The 24,713-nt window shown below is 73.5% G+C and carries 21 protein-coding genes; 8 read left to right on the top strand and 13 right to left on the bottom strand.

Translation table 11 applies throughout. The annotated features are described in order from the left end of the window. The first annotated feature begins 106 nt into the window (after positions 1-106). The 3 genes from OG286_RS38475 to OG286_RS38465 all read left to right on the top strand — a co-directional run bounded on the left by OG286_RS38475 (position 107) and on the right by OG286_RS38465 (position 4,478). Positions 107-1,291 (top strand): CapA family protein, encoded by a 1,185-nt coding sequence (locus OG286_RS38475; RefSeq protein WP_331741895.1) that lies wholly within the window; start codon positions 107-109, stop codon positions 1,289-1,291. 321 nt (positions 1,292-1,612) lie between these two features. Next, positions 1,613-3,031 carry a family 2B encapsulin nanocompartment shell protein gene (locus tag OG286_RS38470; protein WP_331741892.1) on the top strand — a complete coding sequence of 473 codons (1,419 nt, stop codon included), beginning with the start codon at positions 1,613-1,615 and terminating at the stop codon, positions 3,029-3,031. Further along, positions 3,018-4,478: a SufS family cysteine desulfurase gene (locus tag OG286_RS38465; RefSeq protein ID WP_331741889.1), complete on the top strand. Its 1,461-nt coding sequence runs from the start codon at positions 3,018-3,020 to the stop codon at positions 4,476-4,478. The genes OG286_RS38470 and OG286_RS38465 overlap by 14 nt, the downstream gene beginning before the upstream one ends. Positions 4,479-4,677: 199 nt before the next feature. On the opposite strand, the gene OG286_RS38460 is transcribed toward OG286_RS38465, so the two are convergent. The 3 genes from OG286_RS38460 to OG286_RS38450 all read right to left on the bottom strand — a co-directional run bounded on the left by OG286_RS38460 (position 4,678) and on the right by OG286_RS38450 (position 7,232). Further along, positions 4,678-5,322 (bottom strand): NAD(P)H-dependent oxidoreductase, encoded by a 645-nt coding sequence (locus tag OG286_RS38460; RefSeq protein WP_331741886.1) that lies wholly within the window; start codon positions 5,320-5,322, stop codon positions 4,678-4,680. Positions 5,323-5,548: 226 nt separating this feature from the next. After that, a complete protein-coding gene (locus OG286_RS38455) occupies positions 5,549-5,926 on the bottom strand; it encodes a hypothetical protein (protein WP_331741883.1) in 378 nt (125 codons plus the stop codon). 361 nt (positions 5,927-6,287) lie between these two features. Then, the gene (locus OG286_RS38450) at positions 6,288-7,232 is read right to left on the bottom strand and encodes an NADP-dependent oxidoreductase (RefSeq protein WP_331741881.1); all 945 of its coding nucleotides are present in this window, start codon (positions 7,230-7,232) and stop codon (positions 6,288-6,290) included. Between the two features lie 71 nt (positions 7,233-7,303). Here OG286_RS38450 and OG286_RS38445 point away from each other — a divergent pair, with 71 nt between their 5' ends. Beyond that, positions 7,304-8,260, top strand: coding sequence for a GlxA family transcriptional regulator (locus OG286_RS38445; protein ID WP_396322133.1), 957 nt, complete (start codon positions 7,304-7,306; stop codon positions 8,258-8,260). 75 nt (positions 8,261-8,335) lie between these two features. Here the strand turns inward: OG286_RS38445 and OG286_RS38440 are convergent, their stop codons facing one another. From OG286_RS38440 to OG286_RS38430, 3 genes are all read right to left on the bottom strand, one after another. After that, positions 8,336-9,247 carry a glutaminase gene (locus OG286_RS38440; RefSeq protein ID WP_331742666.1) on the bottom strand — a complete coding sequence of 304 codons (912 nt, stop codon included), beginning with the start codon at positions 9,245-9,247 and terminating at the stop codon, positions 8,336-8,338. Positions 9,248-9,407: 160 nt separating this feature from the next. Next, a complete protein-coding gene (gene bla / locus OG286_RS38435) occupies positions 9,408-10,328 on the bottom strand; it encodes a class A beta-lactamase (RefSeq protein ID WP_331741875.1) in 921 nt (306 codons plus the stop codon). Positions 10,329-10,623: 295 nt separating this feature from the next. After that, complete coding sequence (locus OG286_RS38430) at positions 10,624-11,538, bottom strand: hypothetical protein (RefSeq protein ID WP_331741873.1); 915 nt, start codon at positions 11,536-11,538, stop codon at positions 10,624-10,626. Between the two features lie 120 nt (positions 11,539-11,658). Between OG286_RS38430 and OG286_RS38425 the strand changes: the two genes are divergently transcribed. Continuing rightward, positions 11,659-11,931 carry a hypothetical protein gene (locus OG286_RS38425; RefSeq protein ID WP_331741869.1) on the top strand — a complete coding sequence of 91 codons (273 nt, stop codon included), beginning with the start codon at positions 11,659-11,661 and terminating at the stop codon, positions 11,929-11,931. A gap of 181 nt (positions 11,932-12,112) precedes the next feature. Here OG286_RS38425 and OG286_RS38420 read toward each other — a convergent pair whose 3' ends face one another. The 4 genes from OG286_RS38420 to OG286_RS38405 form a co-directional block, all read right to left on the bottom strand. After that, positions 12,113-12,793: a hypothetical protein gene (locus tag OG286_RS38420; RefSeq protein ID WP_331741867.1), complete on the bottom strand. Its 681-nt coding sequence runs from the start codon at positions 12,791-12,793 to the stop codon at positions 12,113-12,115. A gap of 233 nt (positions 12,794-13,026) precedes the next feature. Then, the gene (locus OG286_RS38415; protein ID WP_405358678.1) at positions 13,027-13,878 is read right to left on the bottom strand and encodes an RNA polymerase sigma-70 factor; all 852 of its coding nucleotides are present in this window, start codon (positions 13,876-13,878) and stop codon (positions 13,027-13,029) included. Then, a complete protein-coding gene (locus tag OG286_RS38410; protein WP_331741863.1) occupies positions 13,875-14,063 on the bottom strand; it encodes a hypothetical protein in 189 nt (62 codons plus the stop codon). The genes OG286_RS38415 and OG286_RS38410 overlap by 4 nt, the downstream gene beginning before the upstream one ends. A 71-nt stretch (positions 14,064-14,134) precedes the next feature. Next, the gene (locus OG286_RS38405) at positions 14,135-15,070 is read right to left on the bottom strand and encodes a LysR family transcriptional regulator (RefSeq protein ID WP_331741860.1); all 936 of its coding nucleotides are present in this window, start codon (positions 15,068-15,070) and stop codon (positions 14,135-14,137) included. Between the two features lie 132 nt (positions 15,071-15,202). Here OG286_RS38405 and OG286_RS38400 point away from each other — a divergent pair, with 132 nt between their 5' ends. Continuing rightward, positions 15,203-16,489 (top strand): MFS transporter, encoded by a 1,287-nt coding sequence (locus OG286_RS38400; protein ID WP_331741857.1) that lies wholly within the window; start codon positions 15,203-15,205, stop codon positions 16,487-16,489. Positions 16,490-16,608: 119 nt separating this feature from the next. On the opposite strand, the gene OG286_RS38395 is transcribed toward OG286_RS38400, so the two are convergent. Then, positions 16,609-17,886 carry a hypothetical protein gene (locus tag OG286_RS38395; protein WP_331741855.1) on the bottom strand — a complete coding sequence of 426 codons (1,278 nt, stop codon included), beginning with the start codon at positions 17,884-17,886 and terminating at the stop codon, positions 16,609-16,611. Between the two features lie 452 nt (positions 17,887-18,338). Between OG286_RS38395 and OG286_RS38390 the strand changes: the two genes are divergently transcribed. After that, positions 18,339-19,535: an MFS transporter gene (locus OG286_RS38390; RefSeq protein ID WP_405358679.1), complete on the top strand. Its 1,197-nt coding sequence runs from the start codon at positions 18,339-18,341 to the stop codon at positions 19,533-19,535. A 170-nt stretch (positions 19,536-19,705) separates the two neighbouring features. On the opposite strand, the gene OG286_RS38385 is transcribed toward OG286_RS38390, so the two are convergent. Together OG286_RS38385 and OG286_RS38380 are read right to left on the bottom strand one after the other, a co-directional pair. After that, positions 19,706-22,438, bottom strand: a complete 2,733-nt coding sequence (locus OG286_RS38385) for an MXAN_6230/SCO0854 family RING domain-containing protein (RefSeq protein WP_331741849.1) — start codon at positions 22,436-22,438, stop codon at positions 19,706-19,708. 346 nt (positions 22,439-22,784) lie between these two features. Then, positions 22,785-23,792: an AraC family transcriptional regulator gene (locus OG286_RS38380; protein WP_331741846.1), complete on the bottom strand. Its 1,008-nt coding sequence runs from the start codon at positions 23,790-23,792 to the stop codon at positions 22,785-22,787. Positions 23,793-23,991: 199 nt separating this feature from the next. On the opposite strand from OG286_RS38380, the gene OG286_RS38375 reads away from it, so the two are divergent. Then, positions 23,992-24,492 (top strand): anthrone oxygenase family protein, encoded by a 501-nt coding sequence (locus tag OG286_RS38375; protein WP_331741843.1) that lies wholly within the window; start codon positions 23,992-23,994, stop codon positions 24,490-24,492. Positions 24,493-24,713 lie beyond the last annotated feature (221 nt).

The raw sequence follows: 24,713 nt of genomic DNA, 5'->3' as shown, positions 1-24,713 counted from the left end.
GGGTGCCCCATCGAGTGACGTCGGGGTGTGGGCTCCGGGCCGGCCGGGCGGGCGCTCGCATAGTCGGAGGGGCTGCCAACTCCTCCGATCGTGAGACGAGCCGATGATGCGCCGCCTGCCTCGCCGAGAGACCTTCGCCGCAGCGGTTGCGCTGCTCCTGACCGTCGCCGGGTGCAGCAGTCCGGCCGTGCGGCCGACCGCGCCGTCGTCGTCATCGCCGGTGGACGCGGGCTCCCCGGCCGGGCCGCGGGCGTTCACACTGGTCGCCAGCGGGGACGTCCTGCCGCACACCGAGATCATCCGGCAGGCCGAGGAGGACGCCGGGGGTGACGGGTACGACTTCGGCCGGATGCTCGCCGGCGTCAAGGCCGTCGTCGGTACGGCGGACCTGGCCATCTGCCACATGGAGACCGTGTACGGCGCCGAGGGCGGCCCCTTCACCGGCTACCCGTCGTTCAAGTCGCCCCCGCAGGTCGCACGGGCCCTCAAGGACGTCGGCTACACGTCCTGCGACACCGCCTCCAACCACACGCTGGACGACGGCCCCGACGGCATCCGGCGGACGCTCGACGCGATGGACGCCGTGGGGCTGAAGCACACGGGGTCCGCGCGCAGCGAGGACGAGGCCGGCAGGCCCGCGCTGCTCACGGCGGGCGGGGCGACCGTGGCCCAGCTCGCGTACACGTACGGCACCAACGGCATCGCGCTGCCGAAGGGGCGGCCGTGGGCGGTCAACCTCATCGACCGGGACCGGATCCTCGCGGACGCGCGGGCCGCCCGGGCCGACGGCGCCGACATCGTCGTGGTCAGCGTCCACTGGGGCACCGAGTGGCAGGACGAGCCGGACGCGCAGCAGCTCACGCTCGCCCGTGAGCTGGCCGCCGAGCAGGGTGACGGCGGTCCGCAGGTCGACCTTGTCCTCGGCACCCACGCGCACATCCCGCAGGCGTACGAGAAGATCAACGGCACCTGGACGGTCTACGGCATGGGCGACCAGCTCGCCGGACACATGTTCAACCGCTCCGGGGCGGAGGATCCGCGCGGCAACTGGAGCTCGATCGCGCGGTTCACGTTCTCCCCGCCGGCCCTGCCGGGGCAGCGGTGGACCGTCAGCAAGGCCGAGTTCATCCCGCAGCTGACGGACCTCGGCCCGCCGTACCGGGTGCTCGACCTGGCCGAGGCGGTCCGCCGGAACCCCGGCCGCCCCGACTTCGTGCAGGCCCTGGACCACATCCGCTCGGTCGTACTCAGCCGAGGCGGCGCCTCCGCCGGGCTGACCATGGCGCCCTGATCGGCCCGGGCGCCTCGCGGTCGCCGGGGGCCCGGCGACGCCACCGGCTCCCGTGTCATTCCCCCTGCACACGGCGACCTCAAAGTCCGACTTTCGAACATCTCACACCGACTTATGGATAGCTTCATTCATTCGAGTGAGTTTGCCGACGGCCCACGGCCGATGTTCTGCACCGGAACCATCCGGCCCTCATCGAACACGCTCACGCCACCTCGGCGCGGCCGGAACAATCGTCGCGGCGGTCGGCGAATGCCCGATCTGCAGTGTCCCGCAATGGATCTGACGCCCATTCAGTTCTCCCGACCAGAACAGGGAACAGCGATGACGACCGAGACCGTTCAGCAGAGTCAGCCGAGCCGGCAGAGTCTCAGTACCTCCTCCGCCAGGAACCTGGCCACCACCACCAAGACCGCGCCGCAGATGCTCGGGATCACCCCCCGCTACCTGCTGCGCGCCATGCCCTGGGTGGACCTGGAGGCGGGCGTCTACCGGGTCAACCGCCGCCGGGGCTTCATCCTCGGCAACGGGATGATCAGCACCTACGTCGACGGCGACGGCGCCTCCCGGGTGATCGCCGAGGACCTGCGCGAGCTGCCCTTCCTCAGCCAGGTGGACAGCCCCCTGCTCGCCGCCCTCGCCAACGGGTTCGTGGAGCGCGAGGTCGCACCCGGCGAGATGATCGTCGACACCGGCACCCCCGGCGAGCAGTTGCACATCATCGCGTTCGGGCGCGCCGAGAAGCGCGCCACCGGGGAGTACGGCTCGGACGCCCTGCTGACCGTCCTCGGCGACGGCGACTTCTTCGACGCCACCGCCTGGGCCGAGGGCACGCCAATGCCCTACCGGGTCAAGGCGGTCAGCGCGTGCACCGTCCTCTCCCTCGACCGCCGGATGCTCATCGAACTCGCCGACCGCGAGCCCTCGTTGCGCGCCCAGCTGGACGCCTTCAGCGCCGACGGCCGGGAGCCCGCCGACCGCGAGCACCCGATCGACCTCACCTCGGGCCACTCCGGCGAGCCGTACCTGCCGGAGACCTTCGTGGACTACGAGGAGGCCCCCCGCGAGTACGAGCTGAGCATCGCGCAGACCGTCCTCAAGGTGCACACCCGGGTCTCGGACGTCTACAACTCCACGATCGACCAGGTCCAGGCGCAGCTGCGGCTCACCACCGAGGCGCTCCGCGAGCGCCAGGAGTGGGAGATGCTCAACCACCCCGAGTACGGGCTGCTCAACAACGTCGTGCCGAACCAGCGCGTGCGCACCCGCACGGGCGCGCCGACCCCGGACGACATGGACGAGCTGCTCGCCCGGGTCTGGAAGCAGCCGGCGTTCTTCCTCGCCCACCCGCGGGCGATCGCCGCGTTCGGGCGTGAGTGCACCCGGCGCGGGGTGCCGCCGCAGATCGTGGAGCTCTTCGGCAGCCCGTTCCTGACCTGGCGCGGCGTGCCGCTGCTGCCCTCCGACAAGCTCGACCTGAAGGGCTCGGCCAGCTCGGCGCCCGGCACCACCAACATCCTGCTGATGCGGGTCGGCGAGGACCGCCAGGGCGTGGTGGGCCTGCGCCCGTCGAAGGTCCCGGACGAAGCCGAGCCGGGCCTCTCGGTGCGGGCGATGGGCGTCGACCGTCGGGCCATCACCTCGTACCTGGTGACCAGCTACTTCTCGGCCGCCGCACTGGTGGACGACGCCATCGCCGTGCTCCAGAACGTCGAGGTGTCGAACTACCATGACTACTCCTGACGGATTCGGGCGCGGCACCGGGCTCGCCGGGGTGAGCCGGCCTCCGGCCGGTACCGACCGTCCGACCGGCCTGGTACCGGGCCAGGTCCCGCTGCCCGCGGCCCTCGCCCACGCGGCGGGCGGTCCCCGGTACTGGCTGCCTTCCCAGCCCGGCCCGGCGGCCCCAACCACTCCCGCCACCCCGCTCCCCGCGCCGCCGGCCGTGACACCGGGCGTGACACCGGGCGGGTTCGACGTCGAGGCCGTCCGGCGGGACTTCCCCCAGCTGCACCGGGAGGTGAACGGCCGCCCGCTGGTCTGGCTCGACAACGGGGCCACCACACTCAAGCCGCGCCAGGTGACCGAGGCGGTCGCCGAGCACTACTCGATGGGCACCTCCAACGTCCACCGCGGCGCGCACACCCTCGCCCAACAGGCCACCCAGGTCTACGAGGAGGGCCGCGAGGAGGCCGCCAGGCTGCTCGGCACGCAGGACGCCGGCGAGATCGTGTTCGTCCGGGGCACCACCGAGGCCGTCAACCTGGTGGCGCAGTCCTGGGGCCGGGCCAACCTGGGCGTGAGTGACGAGATCCTGGTCTCGGCGGCCGAGCACCACTCCAACCTGGTGCCCTGGCAGCTGATCGCCAAGGAGCGCCGGGCCCGGATCCGGCCGATCCCACTGCTCCCCGACGGGCAGCTGGACCAGGACGCCTACCGGGACCTGCTCGGCTCGCGGACGAAGCTCGTCGCGCTCACCCACGCCTCGAACGTGCTGGGGACGGTCCCACCGGTGGCCGAGATGACCGCACTGGCGCACCGGTACGGCGCCCGCGTCCTGGTGGACGGCGCACAGGCGGTGAGTCACTTCCCGGTGGACGTCACCGCGCTGGACGCCGACTTCTACGCCTTCTCGGGGCACAAGATCTTCGCCCCGACCGGCATCGGCGTGCTCTACGGCAAGCGCGAGCTGCTGGAGGCCATGCCTCCGTGGCAGGGCGGCGGCAACATGATCGACTCGGTGAGCTTCGAGGAGACCTCCTACGCCCCCGTACCGCACCGGCTGGAGGCGGGCACCGGCCACATCGCCGGGGTCGCCGGGCTGCGGGCGGCCCTGCGGTACCTGGCCGGGCTGGACCGTCCGGCCGCCACCGCGTACGAGGAACAGCTCACCGCGTACGCCATGGGTGCGCTGGCGGCCGTTCCCGGGCTCCGGCTGATCGGCGACGCGCCGGGGAAGATCGGCGTGCTGACCTTCCTCCTCCCCGGCACCGACCCGACCGCCCTCGCCGGGGCGCTCGACCAGCAGGGCATCGCGGTGCGCGCCGGGCACCACTGCGCGCAGCCGGCACTGGCCGCCTTCGGCCTGCAGAGCGCGGTACGGGCCTCGTTGGCCCTCTACAACACCGTGCAGGACGTCGACGCCCTGGTGTCCGCCCTCCAGGGCATCCAGGCGGCCCCGGCGGAGTAGGTCGGGGCGCCAGGAGGGGGTGTCCGGCATCGGCGGTCGTCGCCACCGATGCCGGACACCCCCGTCCCGCGTGCGTGGAGGCGAACCGCGGGGGCGGACGGGTTAGCGGGCGGCGCTCGGCTCGTGTGCGCCGCCCATGCCCGACGCGCCCCGCAGGGCTGAGGCGGCCCGGCGGGTCACCCCCTGCCGGGCCGCCCGGTCAGCGGGCCAGGCCGCCGAGGGTCTCGTACGCCATCGCCAGGGACTTCTCGGCCAGCGGCCTGAGGGCGGCCATCTGCGGCACGACCGCAGCCATGGTCAGCTCGGCGTGCACGAAGCTCAGATCGTCCGCGAGGCCGATAGAGCCGAGGACGGCCCGCAGGTAAGGCTCCTGGTGGTCCCACCCCTCCCGGGGCGTACCCGGCGCGTACGAGCCGCCGCGGGCCGAGACCACCACCACCGACTTCCCGGCCAGCGGCCCGGGGCCACCACCGGGGGCCACCATGTGGGCCGGGGTGACGAGCCGGTCCAACCAGGCCTTGACCGTCGACGGGATCGAGTAGTTGTACATCGGCACGCCGATGACCAGGGCCGTCGCCTCACGCACCTCGGCGGTCAAGGCCTCGGTCAGAGCCCGCTCCTGCGGGGGCTCGCCGTGGTCGCCGCTCGGGTCGAGCAGGGCCTCGCGGACGGCGTGCGTGATGTGCGGGACCGGCTCGGCGGCCAGGTCACGGTAGACGTAGCCGCCCTCCGGGTGGTGCCGGCGCCACTCCGTGGCGAAGTGGGCGGACAACTCCCGGGACGCGGACCCGGTCCGGCGGATGCTCGCGTCGAGGTGCAGGAGCGAAGGCAGCGGCGATGGCATGGCGGTGTCCTCGGGGTACCGGCGGGATCGGATCGGAGCAGTACCGCCGACAGCGGCGGCGGCGTTCCGTGTGGACGACCGTAGAGATTGACGCCGACGTCAACGCAAGCCCGAGACGTCGACGCGGGCCCGGGGCATCGGCCCTTGTCCGCGATTCCGGCCCAGGCCCGAGACGTCAACTCGAGCCCGGACCGGCGTCGTTCCGGGCCTCACCCGCCGACGGCCGCTACGCGCCGAAGCCCTCGATCACCGTCGGCAGGTCGGCGGAGAGGTCGAAGGGCTGCGGCACCGCGTCGAAGTCCGGCCACCACACCGCCGGGACGTCCGGCGCGAGTTCGCGCAGCACGGTGTGCAGGACGCCGAGCGGGGCCGACCAGGGCTCGCGGTCCTCGAAGGAGAACACCCGGCTCCGCAGGTGGTAGGAGAGCTCTGCCCACCGGCCCGGCTCCACCTCGACCCGGATCTCGGCCCAGTCCTCCGCCAAGTCGGCCACCGAGGCCTCCGGCCAGCGCGCCGTCAGTGACGCCTCCAGCTGTGCGCGGGTGAACGACCAGGCGCCGCCGGCCTCCCGCGGGTCGGCGCGGAGGTAAAAGCTGGATCCCACGGTCGGCTCTCCCTCGCTCCTGCCGCGCTGCGAGGAGCACGGCCCTGGCGGCTCGTCGCGAGCCTCTCGTCGCGAGCCATCTTCGTCGGCGCCATTCTCGTCGGGCGCCCTCGGGACGCGGCACTCGGCGACCCCTCGAACGGGTGGATTGCCGGCGGCACCGCCACCGCCGACGTCCGGCTCGGCATCGCCTCCGGGATGGACCCGGAGACGCTCGACGGGACGGTGCAGGCCGACCTCCCCGGCGGCCCGACCCCGGCCGACAACACCGCGCTCTTCGCCATCGTCGTGCAGCAGCCCCGGGGACGACGCGGCACGGCGGCCGTCCTGCCCGCGGTGGGCGGGACGGCCGCACCTGTGCCTACTCGGCGACGGTCAGCACGACCTTGCCGGTCACCCGGCCGGTGTCACCCAGCTCGTGGCCCTTGGCGGCCTGGGCGAGCGGGAAGACGGCCTCGACCACCGCGCGCAGCCGGTCTTCGGTGACCAGGTCGGCGATCGCCTGCATGCCGGCCTGGTCGGCCTCCACCAGCAGCGGGTACGCCCGCACGCCCCGCGCGGCGGCCTGCTCCGCGAGGTCGGCAGGCATCGAGGAGATCGCGATCGTCACCAGCTGGCCGCCCGGCTTGAGGGTGACGAGGGAGCGGCTCACGGTCTCGCCGCCGAGGGTGTCGAAGACCAGGTCGACCGGGTCGATCGTGGCGAAGTCCTCCGTCCGGTAGTCGATCACCTCGTCCGCACCCAGCTCGCGCAGCAGCGCGTGCTTGGGGGCGCTGGCCGTGCCGATCACGTACGCGCCGCGCGCCTTGGCGATCTGCACGGCGAAGTGGCCCACACCGCCCGCCGCGGCGTGGATCAGGACCCGCTGGCCGGGCCGGACGTCGGCCGCGTCCGCCAGGACCTGCCAGGCGGTGAGGGCGGCCAACGGGATCGCGCCGGCCTGGACGTGGTCGATCCCGGCCGGCTTGCGCACCATGGCACGGGCCGGCGCCACCACGTACTCGGCGAACGAGCCGACACCGTACGGGTAGGGCAGCATCCCGAAGACCTCGTCGCCGGGCCGGTGGATCGTGACTCCGGGGCCGGCGGCCTCGACCACGCCGGAGACGTCCCAGCCGAGCACCAGCGGGAAGGTGCCGAGGAAGCCGGTCAACCGGCGGTGCTTCCAGTCGGTCGGGTTCATGCCCGCCGCGTGGACGCGGACGAGCACCTCGGAGGGGCCGGGTACCGGGCGGTCGATCTCGACCTCCCGCAGTACGTCGGTGCCGCCGAGGGTGTCCTGGGAAATGGCCTTCATCGTTGTCATGGATCAAGGATGTCCCGGGCCCGACCTGTGCGAATAGCGGCCCGGAGGTCACCATGTGCAAGGATTGGGCCATGCATCGCGTTGTCGTCCTGGCCCTCGACGGGGTCATCCCGTTCGAGCTGAGCCTCGCCTCCCGGCTCTTCGGGACCGCCACGGACTCCGACGGGCAGCGCCTCTACGAGGTGGTCACCTGCTCGCTGGACGGCCGGCCGGTCCGTACCGCCGCCGACTTCTCCATCACCGTCGAGCGCGACTGCTCCGTCCTGGCCGAGGCCGACACCGTGGTCGTGCCGGCGTCCGAGGAGTTCGCCGGGATCACCGACCGGCAGTCCTTGCCCCGCGGCGCCGCCGAGGCTCTGGCGCTGCTGCGCCCGGACACCCGGATCGCGGGCATCTGCATCGCCACCTTCCTGCTCGCCGCCGCCGGCCTGCTCGACGGGCGCGCCGCGGCCACCCACTGGCACCACGCCGACCACTTCCGGCGGCACTACCCCCAGGTCGACCTCGCCCCCGACGTCCTCTTCGTCGACACCGGGCGCATCCTGACGTCGGCCGGCGCGGCCGCCGGCATCGACCTGATCCTGCACCTGATCCGGGCCGACCACGGCAGCGCCACTGCCAACCAGGTCGCCCGGCGCTGCGTCGTCCCGCCGCAGCGCGAGGGCGGCCAGGCGCAGTACGTGGAGCGGCCGGTGCCGGCCGGCACCGACGCCGGGACCTCCGCCACCCGTGCCTGGGCGCTCGACCGGCTCCACGAGCCGCTCCGACTGGGCGACCTCGCCGACCACGCGGGCATGAGCCGGCGCACCTTCACCCGGCGGTTCCGGGCCGAGGTCGGGCTCAGCCCGGGGCAGTGGCTGACCCAGCAGCGCGTCGACCTGGCCCGGCACCTGCTGGAGACCAGCGACCTGACGGTCAACCGGATCGCCGAACGCGTCGGCTTCGGCACCGGCGCCTCCCTCCGGCAACACCTCCACACTGCGATCGGCGTCCCGCCGGGGGCGTACCGGCGGACCTTCCGGAGCTGACGCCGGACCCTCCTCCCTGCTCGCGCAGGCCGCGGGCCCGGGCGGCGTCAGAACACCGACCAGTCATGACGGGCGTCAGAACACCGACCAGCCCGTCGCCGTGGTGAGCGCGTCCAGGGCCGCGACGCCGAGCACCGAGTTCCCGGCGGCGTCCAGGCCCGGGCTCCAGACGCATACCGTGCCCCGGCCCGGCAGCACCGCCAGCACGCCCCCGCCCACGCCGCTCTTGCCCGGCAACCCCACCCGGTAGGCGAACTCCCCGGCCGCGTCGTACGTCCCGCAGGTGAGCAGCACGGCGTTGATCCGCTTGGCCTCGCTGCGCGACAGCAGCCGGGAGCCGTCGGCCCTTATGCCGTGGCGGGCGAGGAAGAGCCCGGCCAGGGCGAGGTCACGGCAGCTCGCCTCGACCGCGCAGTGCGCGTAGTAGTGTGCGAGGACGCTGTCCACCGGGTTGCGCAGGTTGCCGTAGCTGGCCATGAAGTGGGCCATGGCGGCGTTGCGGTGGCCGTGCTGGGCCTCGGAGGAGGCCACCGAGTCGTCCACCGCGACGGCCGGGTTGCCGGACTCCGCGCGCAGGAACTCGCGGACCGCACCCACCGCGTCGCCGGTCAGCTTCAGCAGCCGGTCCGTCACGACCAGCGCCCCCGCGTTGATGAACGGGTTGCGCGGGATCCCGTGCTCGGACTCCAGCTGCACCAGCGAGTTGAAGGGATTGCCTGAGGGCTCGCGGCCGACACCCGCCCAGAGGCTGTCGCCGCCCTCCGCCAGTGCCAGGGCGAGGGTGAAGAGCTTCGACACCGACTGGATCGAGAACGGGTGCTGCCAGTCCCCCGCCCCGTACACCTCGCCGTCCACGGTGGCGATCGCCATCCCGAAGGCCGTCGGGTCGGCCTTCGCGAGCGCCGGGATGTAGTCGGCGACCCGTCCGCGCTCCGGCGCCTGCCGGGCAGCCTCCATCGCGTCCTGCAACAACACCTGGTAGTCCACATCGTTCACGCCGCCATTGTGGTCCACCCCCGGTGGCCCAGGTCAAAGCCGGGCCCGGGCCGGCCGGGGGCGCCGGGCCGGAGGGGGCGGCCGACCAGAGCACCGGCCCCGCCGTACCGGCCGGCCGCAGGTGAGCGCGGCCGTCAGCCGGGCACCGCCGTCAGGTGAGCGCCGGCGCGAGCAGCCGGGCCGTCTGCTCGACGAGCAGGTTGTCACTGGGACCAGCGGCCGCGTGGGTGGTGGTCAGCACCGCCAGCGCGATCGGCGGCCCGGCCGGGGGCCAGACGACGCCCACGTCGTTCGCCACGCCGTACGAACTCGCGGTGCCGGTCTTGTCCGCCAGCGTCCAGTCCTTCGGCAGACCGGCCCGGAACCGTGCGGTGTTGGTCGTGTTGGCCGTCAGCCAGCCGGTCAGGCGCGCACGGTCCCGGGGCGGGAGCACGTCTCCGACGAGGAGGCGCGCGTACGTCGACCCGATGGCGCGGGGGCTGGTGGTGTCGGTCGTGCGCCACGGCTCCGCCGAGTTGAGCCCGGGCTCCCAGCGGTCGAGCCGCGTCCGTCCGTCCCCGACCGAGCGGCAGAACCGGGTGACGGCCGTGGGACCGCCCAGCTCACGGAGGAGGAGGTTGGCCGCGGCGTTGTCGCTCAGGCTGACGGCGGCCGCGCACAGCTCCTCGACGGTCATGCCGTTGGCGAGGTTCGCCTCCGTTCCCGTCTCCGGGCCGTAGCCCGAATCCGTCACGTCCTGCTCGGTGTAGCGGATCCGCTTGGCGAGGAACTCGCCGTCCCGGTCGAGGTCCCGCAGCACCGCCGCGACCGCGAGGGTCTTGAACACCGAACACATCGGGAACAACTCGTCCGCGCGGTACAGCACCGTCGCCCCCGTGGCCGTGTTCCGGGCGAACACCCCGAGCCGGGCTGCGTGTTCACGCTCCAGCGCGGCCAGCTCGCGGGTGATCGCCCCGCTCGCCGGCGTTGCGGCGTGAGCCCGCCCACCCGAAAGCAGGCCGCCGGCCAGAACTGCCCCGGCGCCGGCGGCCAGCACCGAGCGGCGGGACGGACGTGCCACGGTGGTCTCCATCGTCGTCTCCTTGTCTCCAACGATCGCAACAATGATCAACACGCGACGGGGGACGAAGCGGTTCCACGCCGGCCCGTCCTGTATGCGAACGAGTGAGGCAGGCGCCCGCTCCGCCGACGCGGCACCACGGGCGGACCGGCCGCCGGTCCGCCCCGGGCCCGGGGCGGTCCGGCGCCGGTCCCGGCCGGTGCTGCCGTGGAGACGAGCGTGCCGTCCACCGAGGACACCGGCACGCCACTGTCACCCGAACCACCGGGACCACCCGGGCCACCGCGACCACGGGGGCGACGGACCGTCAGGCGCCGGTGTCGTGCAGGCGGCGCAGGATCGCCATCAGCTCCTCCGGCGGGGCGATCGAGAACGAGCGGGTCGCGTCGTCGATGTGGGTCAGCGAGGTCACGGTGCCCTTGCGCCACCAGTAGAGCCGGGGCGAGAGCGGGCCCGGGTTGTCCTGGTGGGCGCCGAGGCCGAAGGCGGCGAGGTCGTTGACCGCGTCGACCGCCTGGCGGCCGGCCAGCGGGTGGAAGACCAGGTAGTGCCGGCTCGGCACGGTGAACAACGCACCGTCCTCGGGCAGGTCACGCCCGGTCACCGTACGGGCCACGTCATCCAGGACGAGGGCCTTGCTGGCGACGAACATCGACTCGCCGGACACGATGTGCAGGGCCGCGCCGCCCTGGCCCTGGACCACGTCGTACTCGACCGGCTCCCGGACCAGGTTGGCGCGCCCGGCCGCGCGCAGCGCCTCCAGGCCCACCTCGGCCACCGACCGGTCGTCGAGCAGCCGCACGGCCTCCGGCAGGTCCAGCGCGAGCGCCTCCTGCAACCCGGGCGCGACGGGGCGCACATAGCTGAACGAGGGCGCAGCCTCCGGCGGAAAGGCGTCCTCGGGCAGCAGGCGCAGGTAGGCCGAGCGGAGGATCTGCTCGGAGCCCTGCGGGGTCGCCGCCTCGGCTCCGTCGAGGGCACGGAAGTGCTGCTCCACCAGCCGGGGCCACTCGCGCGGATCGGCGCGCCGGCACAGCTCGGCGAGGTTGTGGAGGGCACGCGTGCCCTGCGGCGCGTGCACGGCGTCACCGGCGACGGTGATCCCCGGATCAGCGGCGTGGTGCCGGCGGACGAGGTCGCGCAGGTACTCGGCCTGGTCGGTCGTCAGGGCGGGGAGGTGCGGGTCGTGCTGGGGCGTGGCCTTGGAACGGAAGAACTTCATGTGCCCCGACCCTATGTGCGCCGTCCGACAGGCGGTGACCTGGGGCGGCTGTGTGCGTGAGGCTGCGTCAGTCGCCCACCAGCGGGTGCGCTCCGCCGCCTCCGGCGTGAAGGTGGAGCAATGAGCATCGTCGTCCTACTCGAGCCCGAACTCGTCCGCGCCTCCGCCATGGGTGACACCACGGAATTCGTCGAGCGCGTGCGCGCCGTACATGCGGCACCGGCCGACCCGTCCGCGCCCGGGGAGCCCGAGGACTTCACGTTCTGCGGGCTGGCCACCGGCCGGATGCGGAGGGACCCGTACCGGGCTGATCGCCCCGGAACGACCTGGTACCCACCCGCGTGGCAAGGGCAGGTTTGTCCGGCCTGCGACAGTGTCCTCCACACGTCCTGAGGTCACGCGCACCTCCTCCCGGTCCGGGCGGCCTGCCTGCCGTCGCCGCGCAGCGCGGCGACACCCACGACGACGCCGACCCGGCCATCCACCGGTCCGGCGGCTGCCTCGACGTGACCGGGCGACCAGCTGCGGCTCCGTCCAACCGGACTCCCCCGACGCGTCAGCGGCGGGTCGGAGCTCAGATCGCGTCCCGGTCCGGCCGCGGGTAGCCGATCTCTGCGATGTCCTCGGCCAGGTCCGCGAGGGTGACCTCCGAGTTCAGCGAGGACACGAGCTTCTCGTTCAGCGTCCGCAGGGCGTACACGTCGCGCACCGCTCCCAGGTCCACGGGAACCTCGTAGTAGTCCTCGGCCCAGCGCTGGAACGCCTCCGGCGAGCGGTCGACCAGGAGCTCGAACAGGGCCGTCGCCCCGTCGGGGTCGGGGTGGCCGGCAGGGAAGTCGATCACGCCGTGCTGCCACCGATCGTCCGTCGCCCCCCGCCACAGGCAAGCCGTCACAGCCGGCACGTCATCCTCGTCGGTGAACGCCGGCTCCTCGACGAAGGGCCCGAAGACCTCCGGGACATCGTCGATCACTCCCGGCCAGGGCTCTTCACCGTTGCCGTACGGGCTCATCGGCGATTCATGGTCGAAGCCGCGGACATAAACCCCGGCCGCCGAGAACACGATGGAGTACTCGTCCCCCGACCCGTTACGCATCGAGGCCATCTCCTCGCCCTCGGCCCAGCCGGCGTTGAAGGAGTAGTACCGGTCCTCCCAGTCCGGGCTCAGGATCGCATCGAGCATCGCCAGCGAGCGGCACTGGTCCCGCAGGTCGGCGATGGAGGGGAGCCGGCGAGCCACGTCATAGACAGTCACCTGCTCATCCAACCAGACGCCACTGACACCCAGCCCCCGCCAGCCAGCCCGCCAGCCCGCCAGCCCGCCAGCCCGCCAGCCCGCCAACAGCGTCACGGCCAGGAGCGACCTCCGGGGGCCAGGTGGCGATCGCCGACAGCCGGCCGGGCAGGGAGGCGGGTGACCCGGGCGGTGCGGTCGGCGAGAATCCCGTGCCCGTTCGGTCGTCGCCGCACAGCGTCTGTGGCGGTGGGTCAGGACAGGTGGCGGAGCTTGTCGGGGTTGCGGATGACCCGGATCTCGGTGATCCGGCCGTTCTCGACCTCCACGCAGGAGACGCTGTCCGGCCGGCCGACGGTGGTGATCAGCAGGCCCGGCCGGCCGTTGACGTCGACGGCCACGAAGCGCGGGGCCTCCATCGGCTGCGCGAGCACGGCCGCGAGGAAGCGGGCCACGTTCTCGGCGCCGTGCAGCGGGCGCAGGGCCGCTCTGACCTTGCCGCCGCCGTCGTTCCATGCGGTGACGTCGGGGGCGAGCAGTTCCAGCATGCGGTTCAGGTCGCCTCCGAGGCACGCGGCGAGAAACTCCTCGGTGACCCGGCGCGTCACCTCGGCCGGGGTCTCGTAGCGTGGCCGACGTGCCTGGACGTGCGCCTTGGCTCGGGAGCCGACCTGGCGCACCGAGGCCTCGGTGCGGTCGAGCGCCTCGGCGATCTCCCGATGCGAGAAGCCGAGGACCTCCTTGAGCACGAAGACTGCCCGCTCCAGCGGTGAGAGGCTCTCCAGAACCACCAGCATGGCGAGCGAGACCGACTCGGCCAACTCCACGTCCCCGGTGGCGTCCGGCACGGTGACCAGCGGTTCGGGCAGCCAGGGGCCGACGTACTGCTCGCGCTTGACGGCAGCCGAACTCAACCGGTTGAGCGCGAGGTTGGTGATCGTACGGGCCAGGTAGCCGACCTGGTTGGCGACCGGGCCGGACACCTGGCTGCAGCGCAGCCAGGTGTCCTGGACCAGGTCCTCGGCGTCCGCGACGCTGCCGAGCATCCGGTAGGCGATGCCGAAGAGCATCGGTCGGTGCTGTTCGAAGGCGGCGATCTCGATCACGGACGCGACGGTACCGCACAAGCCTCGGAGTATCCCTGGCTGGTCAGGCCGAAGGCGCTGTTCATCCGGGAGCGCCAGTTCTCCAGGGCGACCATGGCGGTGAGTTCCACGAAGGCGGCCTCGTCCAGCTGTTGGAGCAGCGCCTCAGCGAGCCCGTCGGTGACGCGGGGCTCGGTCTCCGTCATCGCCTCGGCGTACTCCATGTCCGGGCGCCGGTCACCCGCCCCGACCCGGATGGTCGCGGACGCGGCGTCGTTCAGCGTGGAACCACCCAGCCGGGCGTCCAGGTCCCGGCGGCGTCGTGGCCGGCCGCGGTGGCGGTGAGGTGGGTGCGCAGGGTGGTCAGCGCCGGGTGGGGGTTGTCGCGGTGCCAGAGGAGCGAGTGGGGGTAGACGGGCGTCGGGTCGGTCACCGGGATGCGGCGCAGGCCGTGGTCGGCGGGCCAGATGAGGCGGGTGTGCTCGCCCATGAAGGTGGCCAGGCCCGGGGTGTCGGCGATGGTGTCGAGGAGTGCGTCGGAGCCGAAGTTGGGGCCGGTCGCCTCGATGGTGAGGCCGAACTCGGCGACGAGGTCGTCGTAGTAGGCGGTCCACTCGGTACCGGGGACGATGCCGGGCATCCAGATCCGGTGCCCGGCGAGCCGGGCGAGGGTCACCGACCCGGCGCCCGCCAGCGCGTGAGCGGGGCCGGTGAGGAGTTGGAGCGGCTCGTCGAGCACCCGGACGGACTCGATGTCCTCGGGCAGGGGCCGGCCGGGTGCGGCGACGGCGCGGAAGGAGGCGTCGATCGCACCGGACCGGATGGCGGCGACGGCCGTCTCGATGTCGAACAGCATCACCACGTCGAGCTCGATCTCGGGGTACGCACGGTGGAAACCGCGCATCAGGCCCGACTGCGCGCTGCGCGAGGTGATCACGTCGACGCGCAGCGCCCGGTGGCCGGTGCGTACGGACGCGGCCGCGCGCTCGGCGACGCGCAGCAGCTCGCGTGCGTGGGGCAGGAACGCCTGCCCGTCGATGGTGAGCTCGGCGCCGCGGGCCGTGCGGGTGAACAGTCGTACGCCGAGGTTGCGCTCCAGCGCGGCGATGCGCTTGGAGACGGCCTGCTGGGTGACCGCCAGCTCGGCGGCGGCCTCCTGGAACTGCCCCGCGTCGGCGGCGGCGACGAAGGTCCGGACGGTGTCGAGGTCCATGCCGACACCCTACGGGTACAACCGTGGGTTGTGACTGTCGGCCCTATGGTTGTTTGATCCCAGGACACGGTGCTCGCTTTGATGCTTCCGATCGCGGATCGGTTGTGCGAGTGAGTGGCGAGGGCGTCGGGCATGAGGAGCGGGGACGGACCGGGACGTGCTCCCGGACATCGGCTGGGGCGGCAGTTCGGGTGGCTCTGGGGAGCCTACGGGACCAGCGCGCTCGGCACGTGGCTCGCCTTCGGCGCCCTCCCGCTGATCGCCGTCCGGGTGTTGCACGCCGGACCGGCCGAGGTCGCCGCGCTCTCCTGCGTGGGGGCGGCGGTGGGCGCGGTCGTGGCGCTGCCGCTCGGCCCGTGGGTGGAGTTCCGCCGCAAGCGGCCGGTGCTGATCGCGACGGACCTGGTGCGGTTCGCGGCGCTGCTGACGATCCCCGCCGCGTTCGCCCTCGGCGTCCTCACCTTCCTCCAGCTCCTCCTGGTCTCGGTCGTCGTCGCGGCGGCCGACATCACCTTCCGTGCCGCCTCCGGGGCATATCTCAAGACGCTGCTGCCGGCCGAGGACATGCTCGTCGCAAACGCCCGGTTCGAGTCCACGGCCTGGACGACCACCATCATCGGACCGCCGCTCGGCGGCGCCGCCATCGGGCTCCTCGGGCCGGTGGCGACCGTGGCGGCCGACGCGGTCAGCTACCTGCTCTCCGCCCTGGGCATCCGCGCGACGGGCGGGCACGAGCCGCGGCCCGCGCCCCGGGAGGCCGCACGCATGCGGCCCCGGGACCTGCTCGACGGTTGGCGGTACATCCTCGCCGACGCAACTCTGCGCTCTCTGCTCCTCAACACCGCCCTGTTCAACGGCCTGGTGATGGCCACCGAGCCGCTGCTGGCCGTCCTGATGCTCGGCCCACTCGGATTCGCACCGTGGCAGTACGGTCTCGCCTTCGCCGCACCCTCGATCGGCGGCCTGCTCGGCTCGCGGCTGGCCCGACCGCTCGCCACCCGGTGCGGGCAGCACCAGGTCCTGGTCGTGTTCGGCGCGCTGCGCGCCCTCTGGCCCGTCGGCCTGGCCTTCCTGGGGCCGGGCACCGCAGGACTGCTGCTGGTGACGGGCGTCGAGTTCGGGCTCATCTTCTGCTGCGCGGTCTTCAACCCCGTCCACGCCACCTACCGCCTCCAGCGCACCGCCACCGACCGGGTCACCCGCACGCTGTCCGCCTGGGCGGTGACGACCAAGGCCTCGACCGCGCTCCTGACGGCCCTCTGGGGCGCACTGGGCGCCCTGCTCGGCCCCCGCACGGCCATCGGGCTGGCCGGCGTGCTCCTGTTGGCGACCCCCCTGCTGCTCCCCCGCCGCGCGGCGGTGCTCCTCCCCGGGCCGGAGCCCGAGGCGGAAGCGGATCCGGCACCGAGCCGCGCCTGACGGGCCGGATTCGCGGCCCCGGGCCAACGCCGACCCGGATCCGGGTGGTCGCCGCCGGCACCGCCGCGGCGACCGCGGCGGGCGCGGATCCGGCGACCTCGGGTGCGGCGGGGTGTGCGTCAGCCTTCCGGGCCGGCGTCGGCCCGTACCACCCCCGGTCGTCCGAAGTCGGAGCCCGGGCGGTGCCTCTCGCAGAGCCACCCGCCGGGGTAGAGGCGGGCCTCGGCGCCGCACGGCGTCGTGCCCGCCGAGCAGACGCCCGGGCGCAGCGGGGCCACGGGCGGCCGCTCGGGTCGCACAGGTGCAGGTGCGGCAATGGGCGGCACGGCGGTCGGCGGCACGGCGGTCGGCGCTGGCCTGAGGGGCTCGCCCGTGTCGCGTGGCGGGCGGGCGTCGTACCGGCGGTGCCGGCGCTCGGCCCGGTCCAGGACGCACTGCACGCCCCGCCGCCCGCGCGGGGCGGCGTGCGGCGGGTGGGAGCCCGTCGCACATCCGGCGTCAGGGTCGTCAGGGCCTGCAGCGTGGTCGGCGAGGACGCCGCCGTTGGCGAGGAAGGTGTCCCGGTCGGTGGTGGAGGCCCAGAATCGGTGCAGCCCGCGGCCGGTCCTGAGGGTGAGCGGGACGTAGGCGCCGCGGGCGATGTCCCGGACGAGGTCGTCGAACTGGCGGCCCATCGGGTCCCAACGGGGGTGGTGGTGACTGCAGTTGACGCTCCCCCGGGACCGGCAGGACGCCGAGGTGCGGTCGCACCGTTCCAGTGTGAGGGCGCGGACGCCGCCGCGGACGAGAAGGTCGCGGCTGTCGCGGATCGCGGCGGCGGGGAGGTTGTCGGTGCGGGTCCAGTGGACGGCGTCGATCAGCGGGGCACCGGCGTCGACCGTGTGCCAGACGCCGGTGATCCCGGCCGCGTGGGCGGCTGCGTCGCGTTCGCGGGCCGTTCCGGCGGCGAGGTAGGACAGTTGGGGTCGGAACCCGTACCGGCGACCGCCCGCACCGGTGACCAGCACCTCGGGCCGGCGCCTGCCCGGTCCGCCGGCCGCCGCGACCTCGACCCGGTGGCCGTCGGCCTCCGCGGCCCGCACGTACCGCTCCCGGTACGCCTGGTGCGTGTCGCTCTCGAAGCAGTGGTGGCGGCGGACCGGATTGTGGTGGGCGGCGATCCGGAGCCCGCCGCGTTCGTAGACGTACATCCATTCGGGCCGGTCCGGCCGGTTCTCCAGGCAGTCCGGGCAGTACAGGCCGCGCCGTTCGACGGGCCTGCGGTCGGCGAGCAGCTGCTGCCACAGGCCGGGATGTGCGGGGTGTCCGAGGTCGTCACGGTCGAGGTCGAGAACCGCGCCGATGCGGGAGCAGAACACCGGGTTTCGTTGGGGGAGTTCACCGTCGAAATTGTCCATGGCATCTCATTTCTGCCATCAACCACCGAGGTAACGGGCCTGGCCTACGGGCTCCCAATGCCCCGTCGGCCAGGAAAACCAACGTGCCGACCGCCGTAATCCTTCCGGGTTCCCCCCACCTGCCGGGGATTGTCCGGAAACCGACCCGCGGCCGGACGCAGCGGAAACTCCCGCCCCATCAGCAGCACGGAATGGCTTTCCCGCGCCACCGGCGAAATGAGTCGCGACGGACGCCCACCGGCGGCCGAAGCGGGCCCGGCGGCGGGTGTGAGACACGTCAGGCACGACGAGCCGGCGAGTCAGGAGACGCCCCAGGCCACTTGGAGGGTGCCGGAAGGGGCGCTGCTAGCCTGCTCTGCATGATCGGGAAGGGCCCAAGACAGCGAATATCCAGCGTGCCGGCGGCAAACGGTCCACAGCGGGCTCTCATCATCTCGAGCTTCGTCAGTCGGGTGGGCAACGGGCTGTTCAACAGCGCCGCGGTGCTCTACTTCACGCTGGTCGTGCACCTTCCCGCCGCGCAGGTCGGTCTCGGCCTCACGATCGCCGGGCTGACCGGGCTGCTGGCCGGGATCCCGGCGGGGAATCTGGCCGACCGGTACGGGCCGCGCACGGTCTGGCTGACGACCCTCGCGACGCAAGCCGCGACGATGGCCGCTTTCGTCTTCATCCACAGCTGGGTCACGTTCACGCTCATCGCCGCCCTGGACCGGCTGGCAGCAACGGCGAGCGGCGCCGCGGGCGGTGCGCTCATCGCCCGCGCCGGCGGCGAACGCCCGGCCGCGTTCAGGGCGAGACTCCGCACGTTCGTCAACCTCGGCGTGGTCCTGGGCACCCTCGGCTCCGCCTTCGCCGTCTCGGTCGACACCCGCCCGGCATACACCGCGCTCATCCTCGCCAACGCCGCCAGCTTCGCCTGCGCCGGCCTGATCGCCCTGATCGGCGTCCCGAACTACCAGCCCCTGCCCCGGCCTCGGGAGCACCACGGCTGGGCCGTCCTGGCCGACCGGCCGTACCTCTCCTTCGTCGCGCTCTACGGCGCCATGGGCCTGCAATACCAGACCGTCTCCCTGCTGCTGCCGATCTGGCTCTCCGCGCACACCGACGCGCCCCGCTGGACCGTGGCGGCGGTCTACGCGGTCAACAGCGGGGTGTGCGTGCTGATCCAGAGCAGGATCGGCTCCCGGGTGGAATCACCCCGCCAGGGCGGCCGGGCGTTCCGCCTCGCCGGGCTGCTCTTCCTGGTCAGTTGCCCCCTGATGGCCCTGACCGCGGACGTTCCGGCCTGGGTCGCGCCAGGGCTCGCCGTCCTCGCCGTCTGCGTGCACAGTCTCGGAGAGGTGTGGGAGTCGTCGGGCGGCTACGCGATCGGCTTCGGTCTCGCCCCCGACCACGCCCAGGGGCAGTACCAGGGCCTCTTCGGCATCGGCTTCGACGCCGGACAGGCCCTGGCCCCGGTGATCCTCACGGCAGCAGTCCTCGGACTCGGGCACGCGGGCTGGCTGCTGCTCGGCGCGTTCTTCGCGGCTCTGGGGGCGGCGGGCCCGCCGGTGGCCGCGTGGGCGGAGCGGACCCGTCCCACGAGCCAGGACACGGCCGGCGCTGCACAGGGCCGGTCAGGCGAGGCCCCGCTGCTCGACGCCAACTGATGTGCGATTCCAGGGAGTCCAGTGGTGTCCAGTGGTCATCGGCAGTCAGCGCAATTGACCACGTCGCGCACCGGGTGACCGCACAGCGCAAGGAACGCCGGGCAGGCCGACCGGCCCTCACGCGAGGCTGGACGGACGAGACGCCCCGCCCAGCGACTACCACGCGTGACCTACCTCTGAGACGAGCCTGGTTGGTCCTTGCGGTCGGCGTCCGGCGGGGCGAAGCGGGCGACCAGGTCGCCGGCGGTGAGGCGGTCCAGCGACTCGGGGGCGGCGTCGAGCGGCCCGGGGTAGAGCCGGTACGCGGTGCCCGAGAGCTGCTCCGGTGCCGGGATGTCCCCGTCGACCAGCGCGACCAACGCCCGCCGCCCGGCGATCAGTCGGGTGAGGTGCGCGGGCGCGGCGGGATACGCGTCGTCCGGGTCGCGGAGCGTGCGCAGGCGCGCCGCGAACTCCGCGGCCGGCTCAGCCGAGCGGCGGCGCCAGACTCGGACCCCACCGCCACCGCCACCGCCCGCGCCACCGGCGTCCCGGTCGCGGACCACGACCTCATCCGTCGTCCCGGCGGCCAACGCGCCGGCGAGGTCCCACAGAGTGGCGCGGCTGCCCGGCGAGAAGTGGGTGAGTACGTCCTCGCTGAGGCGGCCGACCTCCTCGTGGTAGCGGCGGACGCTGTGGAAGCCGCCGTCGGCACCGGTGTTGAGGTCGGTCCAGGTGTACCGGCGGTCCGCCAGATCGATGATCATCGGGACGCACACCTTGGCGTCCCCGGCGAGGTCGAGCCGCTGTCGGACGGCCTTGGGGTCGTAGTGGCCGGTACCGCTCCCGGCGCCTTCACCCAGTTGGAGGACCCCGGCGAAGGCGTCGGTGAGTTGCTCGAACGCCACGTCGTTGTAGCTGAACACGATCATCACCGCGTAGCGGGAGCCGGCCGCCGCGAGCCGCGCGAGGTCAAGGTCGACGAACTCGGTGGCGCCGTGCGGCGGGGGCGCGCTGACGTAGTCCCCGGAGTGGACGGCGGCGCGGTCGCCGTGCGCCAGTTGGGTGTAGTCGCAGAGTCCTGTGAAGCGCCAGTCGGCGTCGTACAGCGCGAGCGACAGGTCGAGGTCGACGCGCAGGTGCTCGGGCTGCATCCAGTGCAGGAAGAGCCGCAGCCGGTCGCCCCGGGGCAGTCGCTGGCGGCTCCCGCGCGGCACGCTGACCAGGGTGCGGGCGGCGGCGCGCTCGGCGAACGGGGCCACCAGGTCGTCGAGGCCCTCGTCCAGCAGGGCCACGTCGTACCGGTCGCCGGCGGCCCGGCGCAGCAGCTCCGCCTCGATCAACGCGCAGACCTGGCCGCTCAGTCCGGCCGGCACCACGGTGCCGTGGTCCTCCTTGGCGTGCGCCAGCGACACCGTCCCACGGGGGAAGTACAGCCGCCGCTCGCCCTGGGTGCGCGGGCCGCGAAGCCGCCCGTACGCGCCAAGCAGCGGGCCCGGAGCGACCCGGCCGAGCGCCGGCCCGACGGTGCGCAGCAGTTCCTCGGGGAGGGCGGCGCCGGGCGCGGTGGCCGCGTGCACCCGCAGGACGTGGTGGAGCCGCCGGACCAGCTCGCCGGGCCTGCGGGCCAGCACCCGCACGGCGGCGGTCACGTCGCCCGCCGCGAGCCGTTCCTCGACCTGCCCGGCGAAGCCGGTGAACGCCAGCCTGGTGCGACCGGCTGCCTCGACGGCGCGCAGCGGAGCCGGTGGGTCGGTGAACTCGGCGCCCAACGGGTGGTGTTGGAGATCGTTCTCGCGCAGCAGGAAGAAGGCCGCCGCGACGGTGGGGAAGCGGCCGCGGTGTTCGAACGGGTGCAGCAGCTCGCCGGCCCGCAGCCAGGCCGACCGGTGGCGGCGCAGGTCCTCGGCCAGCGCCGCCGGGCCCATCGCGTCCAGGATCGCCAGCAGTTCGCGGCGCAGCGGCCGGGACAGGTTGCACAGGCGCAGCCGGCGGGCGGTGGCCGGCAGGAGGTCGGGCTCGGCGCCCGACCAGGCCCAGAGCAGCCGCAGGACGTCGGTCGCGGTGTCGATCCGCTCGGCGAGGACGGGCAGGGCGCGTTGCCCGTCCCGGCGCAGCAGGGCGGCCAGCACGGTGGCTTTGGACTCGCGCAGCGGAATCTGCGCGGGGAGCCGCTCGGCCAGGTCATCGGGAGCGTTGGCGAGCAGGGCTGCGAGGTCGTCGCGGTCCTGCGGGGAGAGCGGGGTGCGGCGCGCCAGCAGCCGGTCGAACTCGGCCGTGGCCGCGGTGAGACCGTCGCCCTCGATCAGTCGCAGCGGGCGCAGGACCTGCTCGCCGCCGAAGTCCTCGGCGGCCTTGCGGCCCGCCCGGTTGTCCTCGCCCAGGAAGGGCTCGGCGCCCAGCGGCGTGCCGCAGACCGGGCACTGGCCGCCGACGGGCGCGGCGGCCAGCCCTTCGTGGCAGGCGGCGCAGAGCAGGTGGGCGCAGGGGGCGAGGGCGCCGATGCCCGCCTCTTCGGCGGCCTTTCCGCAGTGCGCGCACGGCTGGCGGGGCTGGTTGAGCAGGAACGCCCGGATCTGGCGGGAGTAGGCGAGGTGCGCGTGGTCGGGCACCGCGTCGGGGAACCGGCGGAACAGCGCGAGGTGGCGGCGGTCCGCACCGAGCAGGTGGTCGATCCGGGCGAGCAGCCCGTCACCCACCTCGGCGAGCCGGACGGGCGCCAGCCGCGCCAGCGCGGAACGCAGCCGGGCGGTCAGCAGGTAGCCGCGCCCGGCGAGGTCGGCGTCCAGGGCCACCAGACCCTGGACGCTCCACGGATCCGCGGCGGGGAACTGGTCGCCGGGCGGTACGCAGACCGAGCCGCGCCGGCGGAGGAGGAAGCAGTCGAGGTCGACGTCGACGATGGCCGAGGCGACTCGGGGCATACGAAAAAGTCCCCCTGGGAGGTGGAAGAAGAGGAGGGGCGGAAAGGGGACGCGCTGACATTGTCAGGGTGTGGTGGAGAAGGAAGCACGTCGCGGAGCCGCCCGCTGCGCCACCATAGCCGAGCGGATCCGTGGTGCCCACCGATTAATGCGCGGCCCTCGCGGCGGCGCAACCGCCGGACCTCCGGGGCCCGTTCACGGGCCTGGCGGCACGTCGGATCAGGCGGCGACCCGCTCGGGCCCACGGCTGGACCGGCGGCCCAGGCCGCCCAGGCGGCGATCCGGTCGGGCCACGGCGGGTCAGGGCACATCGGCCCAGGCGGCGGCGGGCTCGAACCGCGTTGGATCAGCCGGCCAGGACCACCGTGGTCGTGGTGGGGACCGGTGCGGCGGGCGGCGCCTCCTCGGCGAGGCGGCGGTGCTCCTGGGGGGTGAGGCCGCGGACCCGTTTGAAGGCGGCGCTGAGGGCGAAGGCGTTGCTGTAGCCGACCCGGCGGGCCACCGAGGCGACGGTGTGCCCCGGGTCGCGGAGCAGGTCGGCGGCCAGGGCCAGCCGCCAGGTGGCCAGGTAAGCCATGGGTGGTTCGCCGACCAGCGAGGTGAAGCGGCGGGCCAGTCCGGCACGGGAGACGCCGACCTCGGCGGCCAGCGAGGCCACCGTCCACGGACGGGCCGGGTCGTCGTGCATCAGCCGCAGGACGGGGCCGACGACCGGGTCGTGCTGGGCCCGGTACCAGGCAGGTGCGCCGCTGTCCGGGGCGGCGAGCCAGCTGCGCAGCACGCCGACGACGAGGAGGTCGAGGAGGCGGTCCAGGACCAGCTCCTCGCCGGGCTCGTCGCGGGTCAGTTCGGTGGCCAGAAGGCGGACCAGGGTGTCCTCGGTGGAGGCGGCGTCCTCCCCGGCCGGGCGGATCAGCAGGGTGGGCAGGTGGTCCAACAGCCGCCGGCCGATCTCGTGTTCGGCCTGGTAGGTGCCGGAGAGCAGGACGGAGTGGTTCTCGTCACCGGGCCGGACCTCTCCCCAGGTGCGGACGCCGAGGGCCATCGAGGCGGAGACGTCCGCGCCGTCGCGCGAGCAGGCCTGGCCCGGGCCGATCACCACCTGCATCGGAGTCCCCGGGGTGTCGGCGACGGTGTAGGGCTCCGGGCCGCGCACGATCGCCACGTCGCCGGGACGCAGCAGCACCGGGGCGCGGCCCTCCGGCTGGATCCAGGCGTCTCCGCGGACCGCGGTGACCACCGCCAGCGGCGCGCCGTCCTCGATCCGCAAGGACCACGGCGGGCTGAGGATCGAGCGGAGCAGGAACGCTCCCCGGGCCTTGGGGCCGCCGAGCAGGCCGTTGAGCGTGTCCATGGGGTAATCCTAGACGCGTGGACATGGATTGACGCCGCGTCATTTGAGAGAGTCTTGAGAAGTCGGGCGGGCAGCGCCCGGCCGTCCGGTGGATGATCGGCAGAGCAACTGCCGTCGGTGACGACGCGGGTGCGCGGCAGGGCCGCCGGCAGCGACGCCGCGGCCGCAACGCCGCCGGCCGGAAAGAGGGATGAGCCCGATGGAACTGTCGCGTGTGATCGCGCTCGTGGCCGCCACGATCACCACCGGACTGAGCGCGGGGCTGTTCTACGCCTACGCGTGCTCGGTGATGCCGGGTCTGCGCGGGACGGAGGACCGGACGTTCATCGACGTGATGCAGCGCATCAACGTGGCCATTCTCAACGGGTGGTTCCTGCTGGGCTTCGTCGGGGCTCTGGTGACCACGGCGGTGGCGGTGGCGCTGCACCTGCCGGCCGACGGGCACCGGATTCTGCCGGCGGCGGTGGCGGCGCTGGTCTTCTATGCGGCCTCGCTGGTGGTGACGCGGGTGATCAACATTCCGCTGAACGACGCGCTGGCCGCCGCCGGGGAGCCGGGGCGGATCGCGGACCCGGCGGCGGTGCGCGGCCGCTTCGAGGCGCGGTGGGTGCGGTGGAACGTGGCCCGGGCGCTGCTCTGCACGGCAGCGCTCGGGTGCCTGTGCTGGGCGCTGGTGCTGCACGGCAACGAGACGGGCTGAGCCCGCCAGGCCAGTTCTCGTCGAATTGGTCCAGACCTATTGACGTTGCGTCAGGGTCGTTCCTACGCTTCCCTGCGATCGCGGTACGCACCCCGGGCACCCCACGCCTGTCAGGCCGTGACATCCGCGGTCGGGCTTCCCGCCGACCACCCCCACAGTCACTCGCCATGGCCCTCCCCCGCACCGGCCCCCCACGGGCCCACCGGGCCATGGCCGGAAAG

This window comes from Kitasatospora sp. NBC_00039, from assembly GCF_045160625.1.
Classification (GTDB): domain Bacteria; phylum Actinomycetota; class Actinomycetes; order Streptomycetales; family Streptomycetaceae; genus Kitasatospora.
This window is presented reverse-complemented; position numbering and strand designations above follow the sequence as displayed.

Bases quoted from the DNA above. Each gene is read 5' to 3' on its own strand.
- OG286_RS38475 (WP_331741895.1), top strand. From the start codon at position 107: ATGCGCCGCCTGCCTCGCCGAGAGACCTTCGCCGCAGCGGTTGCGCTG.
- OG286_RS38470 (WP_331741892.1), top strand. From the start codon at position 1,613: ATGACGACCGAGACCGTTCAGCAGAGTCAGCCGAGCCGGCAGAGTCTC.
- OG286_RS38465 (WP_331741889.1), top strand. From the start codon at position 3,018: ATGACTACTCCTGACGGATTCGGGCGCGGCACCGGGCTCGCCGGGGTG.
- OG286_RS38460 (WP_331741886.1), bottom strand. From the start codon at position 5,322: ATGCCATCGCCGCTGCCTTCGCTCCTGCACCTCGACGCGAGCATCCGC.
- OG286_RS38450 (WP_331741881.1), bottom strand. From the start codon at position 7,232: ATGACAACGATGAAGGCCATTTCCCAGGACACCCTCGGCGGCACCGAC.
- OG286_RS38445 (WP_396322133.1), top strand. From the start codon at position 7,304: ATGCATCGCGTTGTCGTCCTGGCCCTCGACGGGGTCATCCCGTTCGAG.
- bla (WP_331741875.1), bottom strand. From the start codon at position 10,328: ATGGAGACCACCGTGGCACGTCCGTCCCGCCGCTCGGTGCTGGCCGCC.
- OG286_RS38430 (WP_331741873.1), bottom strand. From the start codon at position 11,538: ATGAAGTTCTTCCGTTCCAAGGCCACGCCCCAGCACGACCCGCACCTC.
- OG286_RS38425 (WP_331741869.1), top strand. From the start codon at position 11,659: ATGAGCATCGTCGTCCTACTCGAGCCCGAACTCGTCCGCGCCTCCGCC.
- OG286_RS38410 (WP_331741863.1), bottom strand. From the start codon at position 14,063: ATGACGGAGACCGAGCCCCGCGTCACCGACGGGCTCGCTGAGGCGCTG.
- OG286_RS38405 (WP_331741860.1), bottom strand. From the start codon at position 15,070: ATGGACCTCGACACCGTCCGGACCTTCGTCGCCGCCGCCGACGCGGGG.
- OG286_RS38400 (WP_331741857.1), top strand. From the start codon at position 15,203: ATGAGGAGCGGGGACGGACCGGGACGTGCTCCCGGACATCGGCTGGGG.
- OG286_RS38395 (WP_331741855.1), bottom strand. From the start codon at position 17,886: ATGGACAATTTCGACGGTGAACTCCCCCAACGAAACCCGGTGTTCTGC.
- OG286_RS38385 (WP_331741849.1), bottom strand. From the start codon at position 22,438: ATGCCCCGAGTCGCCTCGGCCATCGTCGACGTCGACCTCGACTGCTTC.
- OG286_RS38380 (WP_331741846.1), bottom strand. From the start codon at position 23,792: ATGGACACGCTCAACGGCCTGCTCGGCGGCCCCAAGGCCCGGGGAGCG.
- OG286_RS38375 (WP_331741843.1), top strand. From the start codon at position 23,992: ATGGAACTGTCGCGTGTGATCGCGCTCGTGGCCGCCACGATCACCACC.